Origin of the sequence: Streptomyces sp. NPDC055962 (genome assembly GCF_042270185.1) — a bacterium.
Lineage (GTDB): Bacteria > Actinomycetota > Actinomycetes > Streptomycetales > Streptomycetaceae > Streptomyces.
Genome location: NZ_JBHJYN010000002.1, coordinates 897,812 through 916,699, shown reverse-complemented (window position 1 = coordinate 916,699; position 18,888 = coordinate 897,812). Strand labels below are relative to the sequence as shown.

Here is an 18,888-nt window from a genome sequence, read left to right as displayed (position 1 = left end):
CGCCGGGGCGGCAGGATGACGTCCATGGCACAACCGCTGACCGTCCCCAGCATGACCGCCGGAGCCGATTTCGTCCTCCGCCCCTGGGAGATGAGCGATCTGCCCCTCGTCCGCGAGGCGGCGGAGGACGACTACATCCCGCTGATCACGACGATCCCGACGCCCTACTCCCACGAGGCGGCCGAGGCCTACGTCAGACGCCAGTGGGACCGGGCGGCCACCGGGAGCGGCTATCCGTTCACCATTGCCCGCACCCGGGACCGCAGGCCGGTCGGCTCCGTCGGCCTCTGGCTCGCGGACGTGGCCGAGGGCAGGGCCACGCTCGGCTACTGGATGGCGGCGCCGGCCCGCGGCCGGGGCGTCGCGGGAGCGGCCCTGCGCACGGTCACCACCTGGGCCCTGCACGAGCTGCGCATCCCCAGGGTCCAGGTGCTCGTCGAGCCGTGGAACACGGCCTCCCTGCGGACCGCCGAGAGCGCGGGCTACCGGCGCGAGGGCCTGCTGCGCGACTGGCAGGAGATCGGGGGGCGCCGCCGGGACATGCTGATGTACTCCCGGCTGAACGACGACCGTCCCTCCGGTGACCGGGCGGCCGACGGACGCTGAACACCAGACGTTACGATCGCGGGCACCGCGGCAGGACCGCGACGCAGCAGCCGCCGAAACCCCCGGGAGAGCCGAGCCTTGTCCGTACCACGCGTCGGCGTAGCCATCGTCACCATGGGGGACCGTCCGCAGCAGGTCGAGGCGCTCCTGGCGTCGGTGGCCGTGCAGGACGTGCGGCCCGCCCGCGTGGTGATCGTGGGCAACGGCTCCCGCCTTCCGGACTACACCTCGTTCCCCGGCCTGACGGACCTCGACGGCGGGGTGACGCTGCTCGAACTCGACGAGAACCTGGGGTGCCCCGGCGGCCGCAACGAGGCGCTGGAGGCGCTCGCCGGCTTCGGCGACGTGGACGTGGTGATCGAGCTGGACGACGACGGTCTCCTGGTGGAGAAGGACGTGTTCCGCACGGTCCAGGAGCTGTACGCCGCCGATCCGCGCCTCGGCATCGTGGGCTTCCGCATCGCCGACGAGCAGGGGGAGACCCAGCGCCGGCACGTTCCCCGCCTCCGGGCCAAGGACCCGATGCGCGGCGGCCCGGTCACGGCGTTCCTCGGCGGCGGCCACGCGCTCTCCCTGGAGATGCTCGCCGGGACGGGCCTCTGGCCGGCCGAGTTCTTCTTCACCCACGAGGAGACGGACCTGTCCTGGCGGGCGCTCGACGCGGGCTGGACGATCCTCTACGAGCCGGGCCTGCTGCTCCAGCACCCCAGGACGTCACCGGCGCGGCACGCGGTCTACTACCGGATGACGGCCCGCAACCGTGTCTGGCTGGCCCGCCGCAACCTGCCCCTCCTCCTGGTCCCCGTCTACCTGGGCACCTGGCTCCTGCTCACCCTCGCGCGCACCCGCTCGGCCTCCGGTCTGCGCGCCTGGGCGGCGGGCTTCGCCGAGGGGGTGTGCACCGGCTGCGGGCCGCGCAGGCCGATGCGCTGGCGCACGGTGTGGCGCATGACGCGCCTGGGCCGCCCGCCGGTCGTCTGACCGCCCGCGAGCGGCCGCCCGTCCGCTCACTCGGGGCGGGCCGCCGCGGGCCGTCCGGCGGCGGTCCACCGGTAGAGCACGTCCGGCTCCTCCTCCTCGTTGCGGCTGCCGTCGTCGTAGGCCACGGCGACGAAGCCGTGCCGCTCGTAGAAGGCGCGCGCCCCGGTGTTGCGCTGGAACGTGTAGAGGCTCAGCTCCCCGCGCGAGGCCTCCTTCACCCGCTCCAGCAGGCGTGTCCCCACACCCCGCCGCAGGGTGTCCGGGCGCAGGTAGAGCTGGTCGAGCTCGTCCCCGTCCAGGGAGGCGAAGCCCAGCAGCTCCCCCGTCTCCCCCTCGGCCACCCACACCTGCGTGCCGGGCAGCAGCACATGGGTGATCCAGGCGAGGGTGTCCTCGTCGCTGTGCACCCGTGCCAGACCGGGCAGCGCCGCCTCCCGGGAGGCGAGGAAGACGCGGGTGATCTCCTCCGCGTCCTCGGCGTGCGCCGCCCGCAGCCGTACGAACGTGTCCTGAGCCATGGCCGCTCCCCCTTGCCGGTGAACGCACAGGTATACCAGGGACGTTCGCCGAGGAAGGTGGTCCGTCCCGCCTGGGCGTCAGCGATCCGTCATGACCGGAGGCCGGCGCGTCAGAGGGCCGTCAGGGCCGTGGCTCCGGCGGCCGCCCCGCGCTGTGATGGGGAAGAAGGTCCGGCGATCGGGAGAGGCGGGAAGCCATGCGGCCCAGAGTCGTGGTCGGGGTCAGCGGGAGGCCCGGCGGCCTGGCCGCACTGCGGCGGGCGGCCGTGGAAGCCCGGCTGAGGGACGCGGAGTTGTGGGCGGTCCTCGCCTGGGACGTCCCGGGGGCCGGTCTCGGCGGCCGGCAGGGAGCCGGCCTCGGGCCCTCGCTCCTCCTCTGCCGCACGGACGCCGCCGTACGGCTGCGCGCCGCTCTCACCACCGCCTTCGGCGCGGCCGGGGCCGGGGTGGAGGTCGCCGGGCGGGCCGTCCGGGGCACCCCCGGAGCCGTACTGGTGGACATGGCCACCGCCGGGGACTCCCTGCTGGTGGTCGGGGCCGGTCCCCGTGGCGCGCTGCACCGCTGCCTGCGGCCGTCCGTGGTGCGCTACTGCGTGGCCCACGCGCCCTGCCCCGTGCTCGCCGTACCGCCGTCACCCCTGCGGAGGACCGCAGCGCCACTGCGGCCGGACCTCCGGGAACTCATGGGCCGGGACGGCGTGTGACTCCCCCGCCGGGCCGGGGCGAGCGTTGCATAATGCGGCCGGAGGCAACGCCGATCCCCCACCCGAGGAGTTCAAGCAGTGGCTCTGACCCGCGAAGAGCGTGAGCAGTTCCTGGCCGAACCGCACGTCGCCGCCCTGGCCGTGGACGCGCTGGAGGAGGGACGGGCCCCGCTCACCGTGCCGATCTGGTACGGCTACGAACCCGGCGGCGACCTGTGGATCATGACGGGGCGCGACTCCCGCAAGGGCAACTCCATCGCCGCGTCGGGCCGCTTCAGCATGATGGTCGACCGCGTCACACCCACGGTCCGCTACGTCTCCGTCGAGGGCCCCGTCGTGTCCACGGCCCCCGCCACGCGTGACCTGCTGGTGGAGATCTCGTCGCGCTACCTCCCCGCCGAGAAGGTCGAGGGCTACGTCGACTTCGCCTGGAGGGAGCACGGCGAGCAGGTCGTCATCCACATGCGCCCGCAGCGCTGGCTGAGCGCCGATCTCGGCAAGGGCTGAGCCGCCGGGAGGGGTGCCCGCGCCCGGCCGGCCCCTGACGGGCCCTGAGGAACGCGGCGCCCGGCCGTCGAGCGTCCGGGCCCACTCCGCCTTCATCCTGGTGACGCCGGGAGCGCCGGTGAAGGCGACATCGCGTCGCCCTCGTGCCGGGGGCCGCACCGCGAGCGGCCCGAAGCACCCCTCCGGGGCCGGTCGCGGCGCCCGGCAATCCGCGTGAGGAAACGGGGCGATCGGGCGCCAACCGCCCCTCCCCGCCCCTCCCGGACAGCAGGTGAGGCGTTCGTTCCGATAGGAATTCTTGCTTCCGATCTTGTGGCATAGATCGTTTAGGCTCTGGGCAGCATCAGGTCGCACATGATGAGCCATCAGTTTGTGGCTCAAAACGCGCACTTAGAGTCAATGGGCGTCAATTCCGATCGCCCGGTCGCAGGGCGGGGGCCTGTGAATCGTCTCAAGAGAGGACGCCAATGCCGCAGGACGTCACGTTCGACCTCCCCTTCGAGGCCCCGGTGAGCGAGCACCTCGCCCCCGCCAGGGAGCGCCACCTGCGCTGGGTGTGGGAGATGGGGCTGGTACGCAGTCAGGCGGGCTTCGAGGAGTACCAGTCCTGGGACCTGCCCCAGGCGGCGGCGCGGACGTACCCCTACGCCTCGGCCGACGACATGGTCGTCCTGATGAACTGGTTCTCCCTGGCCTTCCTCTTCGACGACCAGTTCGACGCCGGGAGCCCCGACCGCGCGGACCGCATAGCGGAGGTCGCGCGGGAGCTGATAGCCACCCCGCTGCGCCCGGCCGGGACGGCGCCGCGCGTGGTCTGCCCGATCACCACCGCCTGGGCCGAGGTGTGGGCGCAGCTCTCCGACGGCATGTCCCTGGCCTGGCGTACGAGATTCGCCGCCTCCTGGGGGCGCTTCCTCGTGGCACACACCGAGGAGGTCGACCTGGCGGCCAAGGGCCGCGCCGGGACGCTCGGCATAGAGGAGTACGCGGAGTTCCGCCGCCGGACCGTGGGCATCCACCACAGCATCGACGCGGGTGAACGCAGCCGCGGCTTCGAGGTGCCGGCGCAGGTGCAGGCCCACGACCTGATGGTCAGGATGCGGGACCTGGCCGCCGACACCATCGGCTTCATGAACGACATCCACAGCTTCGAGCGGGAGAAGCGCCGGGGCGACGGCCACAACCTCATCGCCGTACTGCACCGCGAGCGCGGCGGCACCTGGGAGGAGGCCGCGGACGAGGCGTACCGGATGACCACCGAGTGCCTCGACGAGTACCTCGCGCTCGAGGCGCACGTCCCGGTGATGTGCGAGGAGCTCGGCCTCGGCTCCGAGCAGCGCGACCAGGTGCGGATGGGCGTGGAAGCCATCCAGCACTGGATCAGCGGCAACTACGAGTGGGCGCTGACCTCCGGCCGCTACGCCGCCGCGAAGGAGGGCCCGGCGGCGACGGCGGAGCTGGCGGGACGCGGATCGCTGGACGACCTGCTCGCCGTCTGACGCGCCGTTCCCGCCCGGCCTGAGGTACGGCCGGGCGGGAACGGGGAGTTGCGGAGCTCAGACGGGCTGCGCGGCGAACTCGACCGGAAGGGCGTCCAGCCGCGCTTCCCAGGTGGAGGCGGTCGAGGTCAGCTCGTCGGCGGACACGGCCAGCCGGAGCCCCGGCAGCCGGTGCAGCAGGACGTCGACGGCGGTCTCGATGATGGCCTGGCCGATGTTCTGGCCGGGGCATTCGTGGGGACCGCCGCTGAACGCCAGGTGCGACTGGTTGCCGTGGACGGACACCCCGGAGTCCGGCCGGATGTCCGGGTCGAGGTTGCCCGCGGCGAGCCCGAGCACCAGCAGGTCGCCCTCCTTGATCTGCGTACCGCCGAGTTCGAGGTCCGCGGTGGCGAAGCGCCCCGGGAGGACCGCCAGCGGCGGGGTGTTCCACATGACCTCCTCGACGACCTCGGAGACGGCCCGCTGGCCGCTGACGAGCCCCGCGAGACGGGAGGAGTCGGTGAGGATCAGCTCCAGCACCCGGGCCAGCAGGTTGCTGGTGGTGGTGTGGGCGGTGATCAGCACCAGCCGCAGGTGGCTGAGGATCTCCCCCTCGTCCAGGCCCGCGGCGTGATCGAGCAGTCCGGTCGTGAAGTCGGGGCCGGGCTCGGCGCGCTTGCGCTCGGCGAGCTCCCCGAGGATCTGCATGATGCGGTCGTTGTGCGCGAGGGCGTCCGGGCCCCCCTTGATGACCTGGGCGCAGGAGACCGCGAGGCTGCGCCCCTCGGCCGCGGGGAGTCCGAAGAGCCTCGTCAGGACGAGCATCGGCAGGTACTCGGCGTACCCGCCCACCAGGTCCGCGGTGCCTGCCCCCGCGAACACGTCGATCTGCTTGTTCGCGAAGTGGGTGACGTGGCGCCGGATGCCGCGCCCCGCGAGGGTGTCCAGGTTGTCGGTGACGGCCCGGCGCAGCCTGCGGTGCGGCTCGCCGTCCTGGGAGACGCAGTCGGGCCGCCAGCCGAGCATCTGGATCAGCGGCGAGGTCTCCTCGACTCCTCCGTCCTTCCAGTCCTGCCAGATGCGCGAGTCCCGGCTGAACTGGAGGGGGTTGTCGAGCACGCGCCGGCTCTCGCGGTAGCCGAGGACCAGCCAGGCGCGGACATCGCCCTCCAGGAGCACGGGCGCCACGGCGCCGTACTCCTTGCGCAGCCGGCCGTAGATGCCCTGCGGGTCCAGCGCGGCGTCCGGCCCGTAGAGCCGGGTGGGACCGCCGGCCCCTCCGTGCATGACGGGGCAGCCGCGGGGGGCGTCCGCCTCGTTCACCGGGTGTCCGTCGGTCATCGGGGCTCCAGAGCGACGGCGGAGCGTGCCTTGAGGTGGCGGATCAGCGCGATCAGCACGTCACGGCTGGAGGTCCGGTCACGGGCGTCGCAGGTCACGACCGGGGTGTGCTCGGGAATGTCCAGGGCGTCACGGATCTCCTCGACCGGGTGGTTCTTGGAGTCGGGGAACACGTTCAGGGCGATGACGAAGGGCACGTTCTGCCGTTCCATCTCCTCGATGGCCCGGAAGCTGGAGGCCAGCCGCCGGGTGTCCACCAGGACCACGGCCCCCAGGGCGCCCTTGAACAGACCGTTCCACAGGAACCAGAAACGTTCCTGCCCCGGTGTCCCGAACAGGTACAGGACCAGTTCCTCGTTGATGCCGATCTTGCCGAAGTCGAGGCTGACCGTGGTCTCCTGCTTGTCCGCCACCCCGATCAGGTCGTCGACGTCCACGCTGGCCTGGGTCAGCGTCTCCTCGGTGGTGAGCGGCTTGATGTCGCTGACCGAGCGCACCAGGGTGGTCTTCCCGGTGCCGAAACCGCCGGCGATCATCACCTTCACCGAGCGGGTGCCGCCTCCGTCCGTCTGCCGGCCGGGTTGGTCAAAGCCTTTGAAGTCCACTGAGTACCTCCTCGAGGAGCGCCAGGTCGGGCCCGCGGCCGGCGCCTGACGCCGGAATGGGGTCGCGGGCCTCGACGCGTCCTGCGTCCAGCAGATCGGCAAGGAGCACCGCGAGAATGTTGAAGGGCAATCCGAGATGGGCGCCGAGTTCGGCCACCGACAGCGGATCGCGGCAGCGCCGGAGAATCTCCTCGTGTTCGTGCTGCAGGCCGGTCCCGGCTGCGGCACGGGAGATGATGAGGGTCGCCACGTCCAGGGTCGACGACGAACCCCCCGGTCCGCTGCGCCCCCCGGTGAGGACGTAGTAGCGCTCGAGACCGGGCGGGTCCGTGGGCCGGCGGGGACCACTCATCCAGAGTGCTCCTCCAGGCGCGGGCTGGTGCCGAGGAGCTCACCCATCCTGCGCGCCAGGTCTCTCATCTGGTGTCCGAGCAGCCCCTGGTCGAGCCCTTCCCTGGCCAGGACCCCGAGGTACGTCTCGACTCCGGCCCGCACCACGAAGAGGTGACCGCCGTCGACCTCGATCATCGCCAGCCGGAGCTGCCCCGCGTACGAGGGGAACTGCTCGGCCACGGGCTGCGCCAGCGCCTGCAGCCCGGCGACCACTGCGGCGAAGCGGTCCACGTCGTCCGGATCGTCGGCGCCGTAGGAGGTGATGGCCTTGCCGTCGCTGGAGGCGACGAGGGCGAAGCGGATCTCGCGGATGCTCTCCGTCAGATCCCGGAGCGCCCAGCTCACGTCGGTTCCCTGTTGCGTCATGTGGACTAGTCGCTCTCTTCAGTGCGGTGGTACTCGCGGCCGGCAGTCGTCTCGCGTGCGCCCGGGGCGGCGTCCGCGGTCATCGTCTCCGGCGGGGTGCTCTCACGCCCGGCCGTGGCGAAGGCGGCGAGGCCGGCGAACGACGCGTCCGGGGGCACGGGGGCCATGGACTCGCCTGTGCGTTCACCGGCGCTCGGCCGGGTGGCCGGCGCGTCGGCCCGCCTGCTCCTGCGCCTCGGCAGACCGCCGGGGGTGGTGTCCATGAGGTCGCCGGCTCCGGTGGTGTCCACGGGCGCGGCGGTGCCCGCCGGTGCGGGGACGGGCTCCGCCCTCTCCACGACGGGCCTGGCCGGCTCGGTGACGGGGGCGGACAGATGGCTGAAGTACTTGTGGGGGACCACGACGACCACGGAGGTGCCGAGCCACGGGGAGTCCGCGAAGGTGACCCTGATGCCGTAGCGGCGAGCCAGGGCGCCCACCACGCGCAGACCGAGGTTGGCGTCCTCCGAGATGCCGCCGAGGCCGGGGCCCTTCGACGTACCCGCGATGGCCTGCTCCGCCTCGCGCTTCCGTTCGTCGCTCAGTCCCTTGCCCGCGTCCTGGATCTCGATGCCGACACCGTTGGGCACCTCCTTGCCGGAGACGACCACGGGCTCGGTGGGCGGCGAGTAGCGTGCCGCGTTGTCCAGGAGGTGGGCGAAGATCAGGGTGAGGTGGTCCACCAGTCCGCCGTCGACACCGAGTTCGGGGAGGTGGCGGACCTGGATGCGGTTGAAGTCCTTGATGCGGCCGATGCCGCCCCGGACCACGCTGAGCAGCCGCTGGGGCTCCTGCCACTGGCGTCCGGGCCGGTCCGAACCACCGAGTACGCCGATGCTGGCGGCGAGGCAGTCGGCGGGGCCGATCTCCTGGTCCAGCTCCATGAGGCCCTGGGCCACCGCGGGAAGACGCCCGTGCTCGCCCTGCATCTCGTGCAGCCGGCCGCGGAGACGGCCCGTCAGCACGTGGATCCGGCTGCCGATGCCGACCACGGCCTGCTCGGCGGAGGTGGAACGATTCAGCTCTTCCTCGACGGCGAGCAGCGCGGTCCGCAGGACCCTGCGCAGCGCCGCGCGCAGCTCCGGACCCGCCTCGGCCTCCTGGCCGATCTCCGCCAGGATGTCGTCGATGGCCTCGCCGTCCCGCAGCCGCTCGACCGCTTCGGGGAGATGGCTCTCGCCGAGCCTGGCGACGACGGCCTGCTGGTGCGCGAGCTGCTCCTCCGTCTCGTCGGTCCGTGCGGCGACGGCGGCCTCGCAGGCCTGCGTGTGTTCCGCGACCCGGGCTTCGAAGTGGGCTGCCTGCTCGCCCAGTTGTGCTTCCAGCGCCGATCGCTCGGACGCGAATCTCTGTTCCCTGCCGCGTACGTCCGCGTACAGCTGCTGGGAGTGCTCGGCCTGCGCGGAGCGGTACTCCTCGCCTGCGCGGCGGAGCTGGGAACGGGTGCGGATCAGGAGCCGTACACAGACCGAGCCGGCGACGGTGACCGCCGCTCCCGCGAACGTCGCGGGTATCTGGACCTCTTCGGGTCCCGCCACTGCGGTGACGACGGTTCCTGCTCCTAAGGCCAGCGGCATCAGCCACCAGCCGAACCAGGCGACCGGAGCGCGCGCCGCTGGGGGTGGAGTGGCAAGTTCCATCTGCATCCTTCGAGAGCAACACTTTCGAACGGGGGCGGTGCGGGCGGCGCCCGAGGGGAGCGCGCAGCATCGCGGCGGCGATGTGACTTCACGTCAACTCGCCGCGCCGCAGAGGAGCCTATCGGGTTCCAGATCGAATTGATCAACCGTCCTCCGCATACCGGGAGGTATTCGATCATGCGCTGGCCGGAACCTTCCGGTCGCCGTCACGCACACCCCTTGAACAGCACCGGTCCCCCGTCCGCCCCGTTCGGCGGAAGCAGGACGGAGGTGGCCGGAAGGCGCGGAAGCGGCCGCTCCGGGCGAAGGTCCCGGAGGCACCCGCCCCCCGCCGCCGGTTCCGCTTCCGCTTCCGCTTCCCCTCAGCCGGCCTCGGGCACCAGGCCGTCGGCGACCAGGCCCGCGAGGACCGCCTCACCCAGGGCGTGCACCGCGGACTGCGGGCGGACCATCACGGTGAACTCGTCGATCCTGCCCTCCTCGTCGAACTGGAGCAGGTCGATGCCGTGGATCTGCTTTCCGTTCACGGTGGCCCGGAAGACGAGGATCGCCGACGGGGCGTCCCCGCCGCCGTCTCCGGACTCGGCCGTGCCCTCGAACTCCCCGACGTAGCGGAAGTCCTCGAAGGTGCGCAGCAGGACGCCGAAGAGCCCCGACACCATGGCCTTCCCCTCGAAGGGGGTGAACTTCACCGGACTGTGGAGGCGGATGTCCTCGGTGAACAGCTCGTCCAGTGCTGCGCGATCGTGCTTCTCCACGGCGGCGCGGAAGCGTTCGGCGGTCTCCATGGCCTCTCCTCTTACTCAACAATGTGACTAGTCAGTTTCTTGAGTATGATGAAGCGGCGGACACGAAAAGGGAAGGGGCCGCTTCGATGGCCTTGCGACATGCCGTGCTGGCGGCACTGCTGGACGGCGAGTACAGCGGATACCAGCTGGCCAAGGCGTTCGACATCGGCGTCGCGAACTTCTGGCACGCCCTGCCCCAGCAGCTGTACGCCGAGCTGGCGAAGCTGGAGAAGGACGGGCTGGTCGCGGGGAGGCAGGTGGTCCAGGAGACCCGCCCCAACAAGCGGCTGTTCCGGGTCACCGACGCCGGTCTCGCCGAGCTGGAGACGTTCGCCGCGACCCTGTCGAAGCCCTCGTTCATCCGCGACGACCTGCTCGTCAAGGTCCAGGCCGCCGACCACATCGGCGTCGGGCCGGTGATCGAGCAGCTCGACGAACGGGCGTCCGCCGCCGAGGCCAGGATCGAGCTCTTCGGCAAGCTGCTGCGCCAGATGCGCGGGGACGCCGACGAGGAGGAGTTCCTGCTCCGGGGCGAGCGGATCGGCCCCTACCTGACCTGCCTGCGGGGTCTCGCCTTCGAGCGGGACAACCGGGACTGGTGCCTGCGCATCTCAGCCGTTCTCCGTGAAAGGCGGACCGTTCATGAGCAGCGGTGAATACCTGCGGTACGTCGCCCTGGGCGACAGCCAGACCGAGGGGGTCGGGGACGGCGACGACACCGTCGGCCTCCGGGGCTGGGCCGACCGGCTCGCCGAGCACCTCTCGGCCGTCAGCCCCTCGCTCACGTACGCCAACCTGGCCGTACGGGGGCGTGTCGCCCACCAGGTCCGCGCCGAGCAGCTGGAACCCGCGCTGGCCCTGCGCCCCGACATCGCCAGCGTCGTCGCCGGGGTCAACGACGCGCTCCGGCCGCGGTTCGACCCGGCGGAGACGGTCGGCCACCTGGAGGCGATGTTCTCCGCGCTGACCGCCGCCGGAGCCCACGTGGTGACCCTCACCTTCCCCGACATCGGGAAGATCGCGCCCCTCGCCCGGCCGGTCAGGTCCCGCGTCTTCGCGCTCAACGACCACATCCGCGCCGCGGCCGCCCGGCACGGGGTCACGGTCGCCGAGGGCGCCGGGCACGACGTCACCACCGACCCGCGCCTCTGGAGCACCGACCGCCTCCATTCGAGCCCGCTGGGCCACGAGCGGATCGCCGCGGCCGTCGCCCACGCCCTGCACCTGCCCGGGAGCGACGACGCCTGGGCGCTTCCGCTGCCCCCGCGGGCGACGCCGTCCGCCTGGCAGGCGGCGGCGGCCGAAGTGCGCTGGACCGCCTCCTTCCTCGGGCCCTGGCTCGGCCGCCGTCTCCGTGGCCGGTCCTCCGGTGACGACCGCACCGCGAAGCGCCCCCTGCTGCTGCCGCTCAGCAGTACGGCGGAGCCGCTCGCCGCCCCGGCGGACGGCGGGGCGTAGAGGAGCGCGGCTCCGGGTGTCTCACCGCCCGGAGCCGGGTGCGCCGTGTCCTGCGGCACGCCGCAGGAACGCCGCCACCGTGGTGAGCACGGCCAGGACCCAGAGCGCCGCCAACGACCACGGCATGCCGTTCGCGCCCCACACGTCCATGGCCGCGCCCGCGTACGGGGGTCCGACCACGCCTCCGACCCCCCAGACGATGGCGAATGCGGTGTTCCCCAGGAGCAGGCTCTCCCCGTCCAGGTTGGCCCCCAGGATGCTCAGGACCAGGGGATAGCCGGCGAAGGCGATACCGCCCCACACGGCCACCGTCGGCCACAGCCACAGCCCCCAGCCCATGGCCGCGGGGAGCAGCAGCGCCCCCGCCGTGCCCACCGTGAGGGAGAGCAGCAGGGCGGTGCGTCCGCCGAGGCGGTCGGCCAGCCAGCCGAGCGGGAACTGCAGGGTCGTCTGGCCGACGAGCAGCACCGTCAGGGCCAGCTCACCGCGCCCGGCCGGGAGTCCGGCCGCGTCCGCGTAGAGGGGCAGGAACTGCAGGGTGACGGCGTCGAAGACGGAGATCGCCAGGACCGCCACCAGGAGGACCGAGAGCTGCCGGGTCAGCGATGCCACCGGCACCCGCCCCGAGGCCCCCATGGCGGGCACCCGGGACCTCTCGGTCCACAGCGGCCACAGCGCCACCAGAGGACTGGCCACCGCCACCGTCAGGGCGAGCGCCTCGGAGTTCTCCGAGGCGCTGAGGACCGCCGGCCCCACGCAGAACCCCAGGGCGAGCACCGAGGTGTAGGCGGTGAGCAGCCTCCCTCGATGGGCCACGTCGGCGTTCTCGCTGATCCAGGTCTCGCTGAGGATGAACATGGCGACCGCGCAGCTGCCGAGCAGGGCGCGCAGGACGAACCAGAGCACCAGGTCGTCCGTCACCGCGAACAGGCTCAGGATCGCCGAGCTGCCCGCGGCCGCCGCCATCATCAGCGGCCACGGGCCGAACCGTCGCACGAGCACGGGGATCAGCGCCGCGGTCAGGACCATGCCCAGCGGGGTCATCGCCCCGTTGAGCCCGATCACGGTGCCCGAGGCCCCCCGTTCCTCCAGCATGCGGGACAGCAGCGGATAGGTGATGCCCAGCGTCATGCCGAAGACACCGATGACGGCGATCGGCCCCACCGCGGCACGCACCGCACCGGTGTTGCGCTCGCGGGACAGCGTAGGGAGTGGACCCGTCATGTCAGCCGTTCACTTTGTTCCACACCCGGCCGGGCAGACCGAAGATGTCGATGAACCCCTCCGCGCTGCTCTGGTCGAACGTGCACTCGTTCCCGTACGTCACCAGCTCGTGCCGGTACAGGGAGTGCTCCGCCGAGCGCGCGGCGACCGCCACCCCGCCCTTGTAGAGCTTGAGGGTGATCTCACCGGTGACCGTGCGCTGGGTCGAGGCGACGAAGGCGTCCAGGGCGGCGCGCAGCGGGCCGTGCCAGTGCCCGTCGTAGACGGTCCGGCTGTACTGCTGCTCCAGCTGGCGCTTCTGGTTCAGCACGTCCGCGGGCAGGGTGAGGTTCTCCAGCTCCTGGTGGGCCCTGATGAGCAGCAGCATGGCCGGGGCCTCGTACAGCTCGCGTGACTTGACGCCCACCACGCGGTTCTCCAGCATGTCGATCCGTCCCACCCCGTGCCGGCCACCGAGCGTGTTGAGCCGGCCGAGCAGGTCGAGCGGCGCGAGGCGTTCGCCGTCGAGGGTGACGGGGATGCCGCCCTCGAAGCCGATGCGCACGTGCGCCGGGGTGTCGGGTGCGCTCTCGGGGGCCGTCGTCAGGGACCAGACCTCCTCGGTCGGCTCCCAGGAGAGGTCCTCGATCAGCCCGGCCTCGACGTTGCGGCCGAGGATGTTCAGATCGATGGCCCAGGGCTTCTCCTTGGAGACGTGCGGCTCGATGCCGTACTTCTCGGAGTACGCGATGGTGTCGGCGCGGCTGAAGGGCCAGACCCTGGCCGGGGCGAGGATCTCCAGGCCGGAGTCCAGGAGGCCGACCGTCAGGTCGAGGCGGACCTGGTCGTTGCCCTTGCCGGTGCAGCCGTGTGCCACGGCGGTGCAGTCGTACGCGTGGGCCTGCTCCACCAGGAGTTCGCCGATGAGCGGGCGGCCGAGCGCCGACGAGAGGGGGTACTGGCCGTCGTACAGGGCGTTGGCCTGTATCGCGGGGAAGCCGAACTCCCGGACGAACCGTTCCTTCGCGTCCACGACGATCGAGACGTCGGCGCCCGCACGGAGGGCCTTCTCCCGGACCGGCTCCAGTTCGTCGCCCTGCCCGAGGTCGGCGGCCATCGCCACGACGAAGTCGGCGCCCATCTCGTGGCGCAGGTAGGGGATGCAGGCGGTGGTGTCCACGCCGCCCGAATAGGCCAGCACAACACGCTTGGTCATGGTTCGCTCCTCAGTTCGACTCGGCGTTGCGTCCGCGCAGCTCCACGGCTGCCTTGCGGACGAGTTCGGGGGAGGTACCGCCCGGCGAGGTGCGGCGGGCGACGGCGTTCTCGACGGTGAGGACCTCGGGCGGCATCGGCCGGAGCCGGGCGTCGAAGTCGCCGAGTTCGGCCGGTGAGGAGTCCTTGAGCTCCCGGCCCTGGACGCCCAGCCACTTGACGAGTCCGGCGACGACGCTGTGGGCCTCGCGGAAGGGCAGGCCCTGCCCGGCCACCAGCCAGTCGGCGACATCGGTGGCCACCGTGTTGCCGAGGGCCGCGTCCGCGCGGGTCTTCTCCGGCCGGAAGGTGATGCCGCGCAGCATCGCCTCGGCCGCCCGGACACCCACTTCGAGGTTGTCCGCCGCGTCGAAGAGCGCCTCCTTGTCCTCCTGCATGTCCCGGCTGTAGGCGAGCGGCAGCCCCTTCATGACCGTCAGCAGTGCCATCAGGTCGCCGAAGATCCGGCCCGACTTGGCCCGCATCAGCTCGGGCAGGTCCGGGTTGCGCTTCTGCGGCATGATCGACGATCCGGCGCAGAGGTCCTCGGGGAGTGCGATGAAGCCGAACTGCGGGGTGCTCCAGATGACCATCTCCTCGCCGAGCCGTGAGATGTGCACGGCGAGCGTGGCACCCGCGGACAGGTAGTCGAGGACGAAGTCACGGTCCGAGACCGCGTCGAGCGAGTTGCGGGTCACACCTCCGAAGCCGAGGCGGCGGGCGGTGTCGTACGGGTCGATCGGGTAGCCGGTGCCGGCGAGGGCGGCGGCTCCCAGCGGGGACTCGTCGAGGCGCAGCCGGGCGCAGCGGAGCCGGTCGCGGTCTCTGAGGAACATCTCGCCGTAGGCCAGGAGATGGTGCCCGATGGTCACCGGCTGCGCGCACTGCAGGTGGGTGAAGCCGGGCATGACGTCGGCGTGATGGACCTCGGCCCGCTCCGCGATCACGTCGATCACGCGGCCGAGGAGTGCGTCGAGCCGGCCGATCGCGTCGCGCACCCAGAGCCGGGCGTCGACGGCGACCTGGTCGTTGCGGGAACGGGCGGTGTGCAGCCGGCCCGCGACGGGCCCGATCAGCTCCCGCAGCCGGGCCTCCACGTTCATGTGGACGTCTTCGAGCGCGGGGTCGAAGGTGAACTCCCCGGCCTCGATCTCGCCCCTGATCCGCTCCAGACCGGAGACGATCAGCTCCGACTCCGCTGAGGAGATCACCCCGCTCCCGGCGAGCATGCGGGCGTGGGCCACCGAGCCGTCGAGATCCTGCTGGGCCAGCCGGTGGTCGAAGCGGACCGAGGCGTTGATCTCCTCCAGGAGCGCGCTGTTGCCGGTGAGCCAGCCCTCCCAGACCTGTTCCTCGCGCGGGGTCTCTTCCCTGTTCACCGGTCTCCTCGTCTCGTCATCACGGCCACCTTGAATGCGAAGGAGCATCGGAACTCCCTCTTCTTCCTACGGATCTCACGCAATCGGTACGCACTGCAGAGCCACTGCGCCTTGTAGAGGACGGAGAGGAAGAGCCTGCGCCGCAGTGAGCCGCGGGTGAACTCGGCCTCACCGGCGAGGACGTCGAATCCGGACTCCCCCGCGATCCGGCCCATCCCTGACGAGCAGAAGAAGAGCAGCAGGTCGCGGCCGCCCGGTTCGAGCGCACACAACGCGCCCCGCAGCATCCGCTGCCCGAGTCCCCTGCCCCGGTACTCGTCGAACAGGAACACCACGGCTATCTCGCTCCAGCGGCCGGCGAGATGGTGCACGAGCAGGGCGCCGGCCAGCCGGCCGGTCCCCGTGTCCACCAGGGCGAACGTGTCCCGGCGCCCCGTCCACTCACCCGCGCTGTAGCCGGTGATGTGGGGCGACTGCCTGATCTCGCGCATGACCTCGGCGGCTTCGGGCCGGGTCAGCGGACGTCGGTGCAACAGGTACCCGTCGGCGGGACCCGGTACGGCGCCGTCCGCTTCGGGCGGTGTCTCCGGCGCCGTGCATTCTCTGACTGGATACGGCAAGGTTCGTCTTCCTCGCATGGTCACGAAGGGCCGGCGACACGCAGCTGCGGATGTCGCCGTCGGGCGGGCGGAGGCGCGTCGGGCGGTCGGGCCGCCGGGCGGAGGCGCGTCAGGTGGTCGCGTGGGGTCAGCGGAACCGCAGGCGGCCCAGGGCGCGCTCGAAGAGGTCCTGGGGGTCGGCGGGCTCCAGCTCGCCCCGGGCGGACCGGCCGAGGAGCTCCGCGAAGCAGGCCCGGTAGACCGGCTCCCGGTCGGTGCTGCCGGTCTCCTTCTCCAGACGGCGTGTCACGCCGTCCTGGAGTCCGCCGCCGTGGTGCACGGCGATCTTCTTCCGCCAGGCGACCGGTTCGGAGACCCGTCGGCCCATCGCGGTCCGCAGGTGGTACTTCTCCCTCCCCTCCCGCACCTTGCACTCGGGGGCGGTCTCGAGCGCCACCCGCATCACGGGCCAGGACCAGAAGGGGTGGTGGACTCCGGTGCCGTAGGCGAGTGGCATGCGGCCGGAGAGCTCGTTGGTGCGGCGGGTGCGGTCGACGGCCGAGAGGACCTGGTCGACCAGCTCGTGGTGGTGCGCGAAGGGGCGGTAAAGCCCGGCGTTGATCAGGTCGCTCCCGTAGCCGGTCAGCAGCGGCCGTCCGGCCGGCACGGCGCCGAGGCGCTGCACCGACGTCGCGGTGAGCGCGACCTCCACCACCTCGGGTTCGGTCACGCCCAGCCAGCGGACGGCCTCCGGGATCGAGGCGATGATGTCGTCCTCGGTCAGGTGGACCGCTTCGAGGCCGATGCCCAGCTCCGCGCAGAGCTCGGCCGCGTCGGCGAGTTCGTCGCCCCACGGGGTGCCCACGCTGTAAGGGGTGACGGAGAGCCCGGAAGTGGCCGCGAGGTAGGTCACCGTGCCGGAGTCGATGCCGCCGGAGAGCAGGGTGGCGTAGCCCGTACCGGCCGGGGTGGACCGGTCGATCCGTTCGATCTCCGCCGTCAGTGCGTCGAGTTGGGCCTCACCCGCGGCGTGCGGGTCCGTGCGGTGCGGCTCACGGAAGTCGCGCAGCGGATCGTGCAGGTCGCCGGTCTCCGTCCGCCAGTGGCCGTCGTCGTAGCGGGTCCGGTGCACGCTGCTGTGCGGGAGCCGGTTCACCCCGCGCAGCAGCGTGCCGCACGCGTGGCCGACGGCGGTGCCCGTCAGCTCGACGGGCAGGCCGAGCGCCGGCAGGACGAGCGGCGCGAGGAACAGGTCGGTGAAGTACGCGAAGAGCCCGCGCATCCGGTTGACCGCGTAGTGGACCGGGTTCTCGTTGAGCCCGGAGACCCTGACCACGACGGCGTCCGGTTCGACCCGCACGGTGGAGGCCGTCAGGTCGTCCCCCGCACCGGCCGGCTCCGCGAGGAGGGTGCCGACGTCGAGGGTGAACGGCGGATCGGCGGGCAGGTCCGCCCCCTCGGGGCCCCGGTGGTACACGTGCAGGACGCCGGTACCCGTGTGGACCGACAGTGCGGCCAGGTCGGGCAGGGGGGTGTTGCTGACGACACACCACTTGCTGAGCGGAGCCATGGTCAGGCCTTTCCGATGATGCGGCGCATACGCTGCTGGGCCTCGCCCGCCGAGAACGCGGTGCGGTGGGACTGCTTGCCTTCCTCACGCACACGCCGCAGGCCCTCGACGTACGGGCCGTTGACCCGGGCCCGGGTCGACCTGACCGCCGCCGCGGTGTACCCCGCGATGCGCCTGCCGTGGTCGAGGGCGCGCTCCAGCAGTTCCCCGGGAGAGGTCACCTCGTGCAGGAGCCGGTCGGCGAGGGCCCGCTCGGCGGGCCACTCGGCGCAGGTGTAGAGCATCTCCTGCATCACGCTGCGGCCCACCACCGTCTCCAGCATGTAGCCGCCGAAGTTGCAGGCGATGCCCACCTTGAACTCGGGCATCACGAGCTTCGAGGCGCTGCTCCCGATGCGCAGGTCGCAGCAGAGCGCGATCTGCAGGCCGACGCCGATGGCGAAGCCGTCGATCGCGGCCACGACCGGCTTGGATATCCCGGCGACGGTGCTGTACAGGTCCGTGATGTCGTCGATCCAGGCGTCGACCTCGTCGCCGCCGGAGAACTCCGACACCTCGTTGAAGTCACCCCCGGCGCCGAACGACCGGCCCGCTCCGCCGTACAGGACGACGCAGTTCACGCCGTCGTCGCCGTCCAGTTCCCGCATCAGACGGGTCAGCTCACGCATCCGTGTGCGGCTGAACGGGTTCTGTTCGTGCGCGTGCGAGAACTCCACCAGGGCCACCGCTCCGGGCAGCACCTCGCAGGCGATGCTCTGCGGCACAACGTCCGTCGTCGTCACGTCTCTCCTTGTCAACTGCCGTGGCGGTAAGGGGTGTTTCACTGCACTCGGTGCCGGGGTGGGTGTCCGCCGGGGCGGCCGTGGGGGACCCGGCGGGCGGGGAGGGCCCGGCGGCCGCGGGGGGCCCGGCGGCCGGCGGGGATCAGAGTTCGCCGCGGGCCGGATAGTCGTTCTCGTTGATCCAGCGGACCGTCTCGACGACCTCGTCGAGGTGCGGACGCAGGAAGGGCATGGTGGTCTGCACCGCGGCGTACAGCGTGCCGTCCGGGCGGACGAGGAACAGTCCTGGCTCGTTGAACTCGTTGGGCTGGCCCTCCTTGATGGCCTTGGAGCGGTGCAGCCCCCACTGCCGCATCGACTCCGTGGGGAGCCCGTAGCCGATCGGGACCCGGGTGATGCCCCACTCGTCGACGGCCCGCCGGGCGCGGCCCTCGTCGTCGCCGCTCACCGCGAGGACGCGGTCCACGCCGACCTCGGCGAAGCGGTCGACGAGACCGTCGAGTTCGGTCACATGGGCCCGGCACATGGGGCAGTGCACGCCCCGGTAGAAGACGACCAGGCTGAACCGGTCCGGATGCTGGTCCGCGAGGACCCAGCGGCCGCCGCCGGCGAGGGGGACGTCCAGGGCGGGTACGGGCTGTCGGGGCGTGAGCACGGAGAACTCCTCCAGAGGG

At 71.9% G+C, this 18,888-nt stretch carries 21 protein-coding genes; 7 read left to right on the top strand and 14 right to left on the bottom strand.

Annotation, left to right across the window (positions count from 1 at the left end; genetic code table 11):
- The first annotated feature begins 24 nt into the window (after nucleotides 1-24).
- The gene (locus ACFC51_RS09365; RefSeq protein ID WP_376373035.1) at nucleotides 25-606 is read left to right on the top strand and encodes a GNAT family N-acetyltransferase; all 582 of its coding nucleotides are present in this window, start codon (nucleotides 25-27) and stop codon (nucleotides 604-606) included.
- Between the two features lie 78 nt (nucleotides 607-684).
- Nucleotides 685-1,587 (top strand): glycosyltransferase family 2 protein, encoded by a 903-nt coding sequence (locus ACFC51_RS09360; RefSeq protein ID WP_376527804.1) that lies wholly within the window; start codon nucleotides 685-687, stop codon nucleotides 1,585-1,587.
- A gap of 26 nt (nucleotides 1,588-1,613) precedes the next feature.
- Here the strand turns inward: ACFC51_RS09360 and ACFC51_RS09355 are convergent, their stop codons facing one another.
- The gene (locus tag ACFC51_RS09355; protein WP_376527802.1) at nucleotides 1,614-2,105 is read right to left on the bottom strand and encodes a GNAT family N-acetyltransferase; all 492 of its coding nucleotides are present in this window, start codon (nucleotides 2,103-2,105) and stop codon (nucleotides 1,614-1,616) included.
- A gap of 197 nt (nucleotides 2,106-2,302) precedes the next feature.
- Here ACFC51_RS09355 and ACFC51_RS09350 point away from each other — a divergent pair, with 197 nt between their 5' ends.
- From ACFC51_RS09350 to ACFC51_RS09340, 3 genes are all read left to right on the top strand, one after another.
- Nucleotides 2,303-2,809: a universal stress protein gene (locus ACFC51_RS09350; protein WP_376527800.1), complete on the top strand. Its 507-nt coding sequence runs from the start codon at nucleotides 2,303-2,305 to the stop codon at nucleotides 2,807-2,809.
- Nucleotides 2,810-2,887: 78 nt separating this feature from the next.
- Complete coding sequence (locus ACFC51_RS09345) at nucleotides 2,888-3,316, top strand: pyridoxamine 5'-phosphate oxidase family protein (RefSeq protein WP_376527798.1); 429 nt, start codon at nucleotides 2,888-2,890, stop codon at nucleotides 3,314-3,316.
- A 467-nt stretch (nucleotides 3,317-3,783) separates the two neighbouring features.
- Entirely contained in the window at nucleotides 3,784-4,815 is a 1,032-nt protein-coding gene (locus ACFC51_RS09340) for a 7-epi-alpha-eudesmol synthase (protein WP_376373050.1), read from the top strand.
- Between the two features lie 57 nt (nucleotides 4,816-4,872).
- Here the strand turns inward: ACFC51_RS09340 and ACFC51_RS09335 are convergent, their stop codons facing one another.
- The 6 genes from ACFC51_RS09335 to ACFC51_RS09310 form a co-directional block, all read right to left on the bottom strand.
- A complete protein-coding gene (locus ACFC51_RS09335) occupies nucleotides 4,873-6,138 on the bottom strand; it encodes a cytochrome P450 (RefSeq protein WP_376373053.1) in 1,266 nt (421 codons plus the stop codon).
- Nucleotides 6,135-6,743: an ATP/GTP-binding protein gene (locus ACFC51_RS09330; RefSeq protein WP_376527796.1), complete on the bottom strand. Its 609-nt coding sequence runs from the start codon at nucleotides 6,741-6,743 to the stop codon at nucleotides 6,135-6,137. The genes ACFC51_RS09335 and ACFC51_RS09330 overlap by 4 nt, the downstream gene beginning before the upstream one ends.
- The gene (locus tag ACFC51_RS09325) at nucleotides 6,724-7,095 is read right to left on the bottom strand and encodes a DUF742 domain-containing protein (RefSeq protein ID WP_376373059.1); all 372 of its coding nucleotides are present in this window, start codon (nucleotides 7,093-7,095) and stop codon (nucleotides 6,724-6,726) included. The genes ACFC51_RS09330 and ACFC51_RS09325 overlap by 20 nt, the downstream gene beginning before the upstream one ends.
- Nucleotides 7,092-7,502 (bottom strand): roadblock/LC7 domain-containing protein, encoded by a 411-nt coding sequence (locus ACFC51_RS09320; RefSeq protein ID WP_376373062.1) that lies wholly within the window; start codon nucleotides 7,500-7,502, stop codon nucleotides 7,092-7,094. Before ACFC51_RS09320 ends, ACFC51_RS09325 begins: the two co-directional genes overlap by 4 nt.
- A 5-nt stretch (nucleotides 7,503-7,507) precedes the next feature.
- On the bottom strand, nucleotides 7,508-9,181 hold the full coding sequence (locus tag ACFC51_RS09315) for an ATP-binding protein (protein ID WP_376527794.1): 1,674 nt from the start codon (nucleotides 9,179-9,181) through the stop codon (nucleotides 7,508-7,510).
- A 362-nt stretch (nucleotides 9,182-9,543) separates the two neighbouring features.
- Nucleotides 9,544-9,969: a nuclear transport factor 2 family protein gene (locus tag ACFC51_RS09310; protein ID WP_376373067.1), complete on the bottom strand. Its 426-nt coding sequence runs from the start codon at nucleotides 9,967-9,969 to the stop codon at nucleotides 9,544-9,546.
- 86 nt (nucleotides 9,970-10,055) lie between these two features.
- On the opposite strand from ACFC51_RS09310, the gene ACFC51_RS09305 reads away from it, so the two are divergent.
- Entirely contained in the window at nucleotides 10,056-10,625 is a 570-nt protein-coding gene (locus ACFC51_RS09305; protein WP_376373070.1) for a PadR family transcriptional regulator, read from the top strand.
- Nucleotides 10,612-11,427, top strand: coding sequence for an SGNH/GDSL hydrolase family protein (locus tag ACFC51_RS09300; protein WP_376373073.1), 816 nt, complete (start codon nucleotides 10,612-10,614; stop codon nucleotides 11,425-11,427). The genes ACFC51_RS09305 and ACFC51_RS09300 overlap by 14 nt, the downstream gene beginning before the upstream one ends.
- Nucleotides 11,428-11,448: 21 nt before the next feature.
- On the opposite strand, the gene ACFC51_RS09295 is transcribed toward ACFC51_RS09300, so the two are convergent.
- From ACFC51_RS09295 to ACFC51_RS09265, 7 genes are all read right to left on the bottom strand, one after another.
- On the bottom strand, nucleotides 11,449-12,651 hold the full coding sequence (locus ACFC51_RS09295; protein ID WP_376373076.1) for an MFS transporter: 1,203 nt from the start codon (nucleotides 12,649-12,651) through the stop codon (nucleotides 11,449-11,451).
- A gap of 1 nt (nucleotide 12,652) precedes the next feature.
- Entirely contained in the window at nucleotides 12,653-13,846 is a 1,194-nt protein-coding gene (locus ACFC51_RS09290) for an argininosuccinate synthase (protein ID WP_376373079.1), read from the bottom strand.
- Nucleotides 13,847-13,856: 10 nt separating this feature from the next.
- Nucleotides 13,857-15,263 carry an argininosuccinate lyase gene (gene argH / locus ACFC51_RS09285; protein WP_376373081.1) on the bottom strand — a complete coding sequence of 469 codons (1,407 nt, stop codon included), beginning with the start codon at nucleotides 15,261-15,263 and terminating at the stop codon, nucleotides 13,857-13,859.
- A complete protein-coding gene (locus tag ACFC51_RS09280) occupies nucleotides 15,260-15,796 on the bottom strand; it encodes a hypothetical protein (protein WP_376373084.1) in 537 nt (178 codons plus the stop codon). Before ACFC51_RS09280 ends, argH begins: the two co-directional genes overlap by 4 nt.
- 214 nt (nucleotides 15,797-16,010) lie before the next feature.
- The gene (locus ACFC51_RS09275; protein WP_376373087.1) at nucleotides 16,011-17,432 is read right to left on the bottom strand and encodes an asparagine synthase-related protein; all 1,422 of its coding nucleotides are present in this window, start codon (nucleotides 17,430-17,432) and stop codon (nucleotides 16,011-16,013) included.
- Nucleotides 17,433-17,434: 2 nt separating this feature from the next.
- Nucleotides 17,435-18,214, bottom strand: coding sequence for an enoyl-CoA hydratase/isomerase family protein (locus ACFC51_RS09270; protein ID WP_376373090.1), 780 nt, complete (start codon nucleotides 18,212-18,214; stop codon nucleotides 17,435-17,437).
- Nucleotides 18,215-18,356: 142 nt separating this feature from the next.
- Nucleotides 18,357-18,869 carry a peroxiredoxin-like family protein gene (locus ACFC51_RS09265; protein ID WP_376373093.1) on the bottom strand — a complete coding sequence of 171 codons (513 nt, stop codon included), beginning with the start codon at nucleotides 18,867-18,869 and terminating at the stop codon, nucleotides 18,357-18,359.
- Nucleotides 18,870-18,888 lie beyond the last annotated feature (19 nt).

What these genes read in the sequence shown, in the direction of transcription:
- ACFC51_RS09365 (WP_376373035.1), top strand. Translation starts at nt 25, where the DNA reads ATGGCACAACCGCTGACCGTCCCCAGCATGACCGCCGGAGCCGATTTC.
- ACFC51_RS09355 (WP_376527802.1), bottom strand. Translation starts at nt 2,105, where the DNA reads ATGGCTCAGGACACGTTCGTACGGCTGCGGGCGGCGCACGCCGAGGAC.
- ACFC51_RS09350 (WP_376527800.1), top strand. Translation starts at nt 2,303, where the DNA reads ATGCGGCCCAGAGTCGTGGTCGGGGTCAGCGGGAGGCCCGGCGGCCTG.
- ACFC51_RS09340 (WP_376373050.1), top strand. Translation starts at nt 3,784, where the DNA reads ATGCCGCAGGACGTCACGTTCGACCTCCCCTTCGAGGCCCCGGTGAGC.
- ACFC51_RS09335 (WP_376373053.1), bottom strand. Translation starts at nt 6,138, where the DNA reads ATGACCGACGGACACCCGGTGAACGAGGCGGACGCCCCCCGCGGCTGC.
- ACFC51_RS09325 (WP_376373059.1), bottom strand. Translation starts at nt 7,095, where the DNA reads ATGAGTGGTCCCCGCCGGCCCACGGACCCGCCCGGTCTCGAGCGCTAC.
- ACFC51_RS09320 (WP_376373062.1), bottom strand. Translation starts at nt 7,502, where the DNA reads ATGACGCAACAGGGAACCGACGTGAGCTGGGCGCTCCGGGATCTGACG.
- ACFC51_RS09315 (WP_376527794.1), bottom strand. Translation starts at nt 9,181, where the DNA reads ATGGAACTTGCCACTCCACCCCCAGCGGCGCGCGCTCCGGTCGCCTGG.
- ACFC51_RS09310 (WP_376373067.1), bottom strand. Translation starts at nt 9,969, where the DNA reads ATGGAGACCGCCGAACGCTTCCGCGCCGCCGTGGAGAAGCACGATCGC.
- ACFC51_RS09305 (WP_376373070.1), top strand. Translation starts at nt 10,056, where the DNA reads ATGGCCTTGCGACATGCCGTGCTGGCGGCACTGCTGGACGGCGAGTAC.
- ACFC51_RS09300 (WP_376373073.1), top strand. Translation starts at nt 10,612, where the DNA reads ATGAGCAGCGGTGAATACCTGCGGTACGTCGCCCTGGGCGACAGCCAG.
- ACFC51_RS09295 (WP_376373076.1), bottom strand. Translation starts at nt 12,651, where the DNA reads ATGACGGGTCCACTCCCTACGCTGTCCCGCGAGCGCAACACCGGTGCG.
- ACFC51_RS09290 (WP_376373079.1), bottom strand. Translation starts at nt 13,846, where the DNA reads ATGACCAAGCGTGTTGTGCTGGCCTATTCGGGCGGCGTGGACACCACC.
- ACFC51_RS09275 (WP_376373087.1), bottom strand. Translation starts at nt 17,432, where the DNA reads ATGGCTCCGCTCAGCAAGTGGTGTGTCGTCAGCAACACCCCCCTGCCC.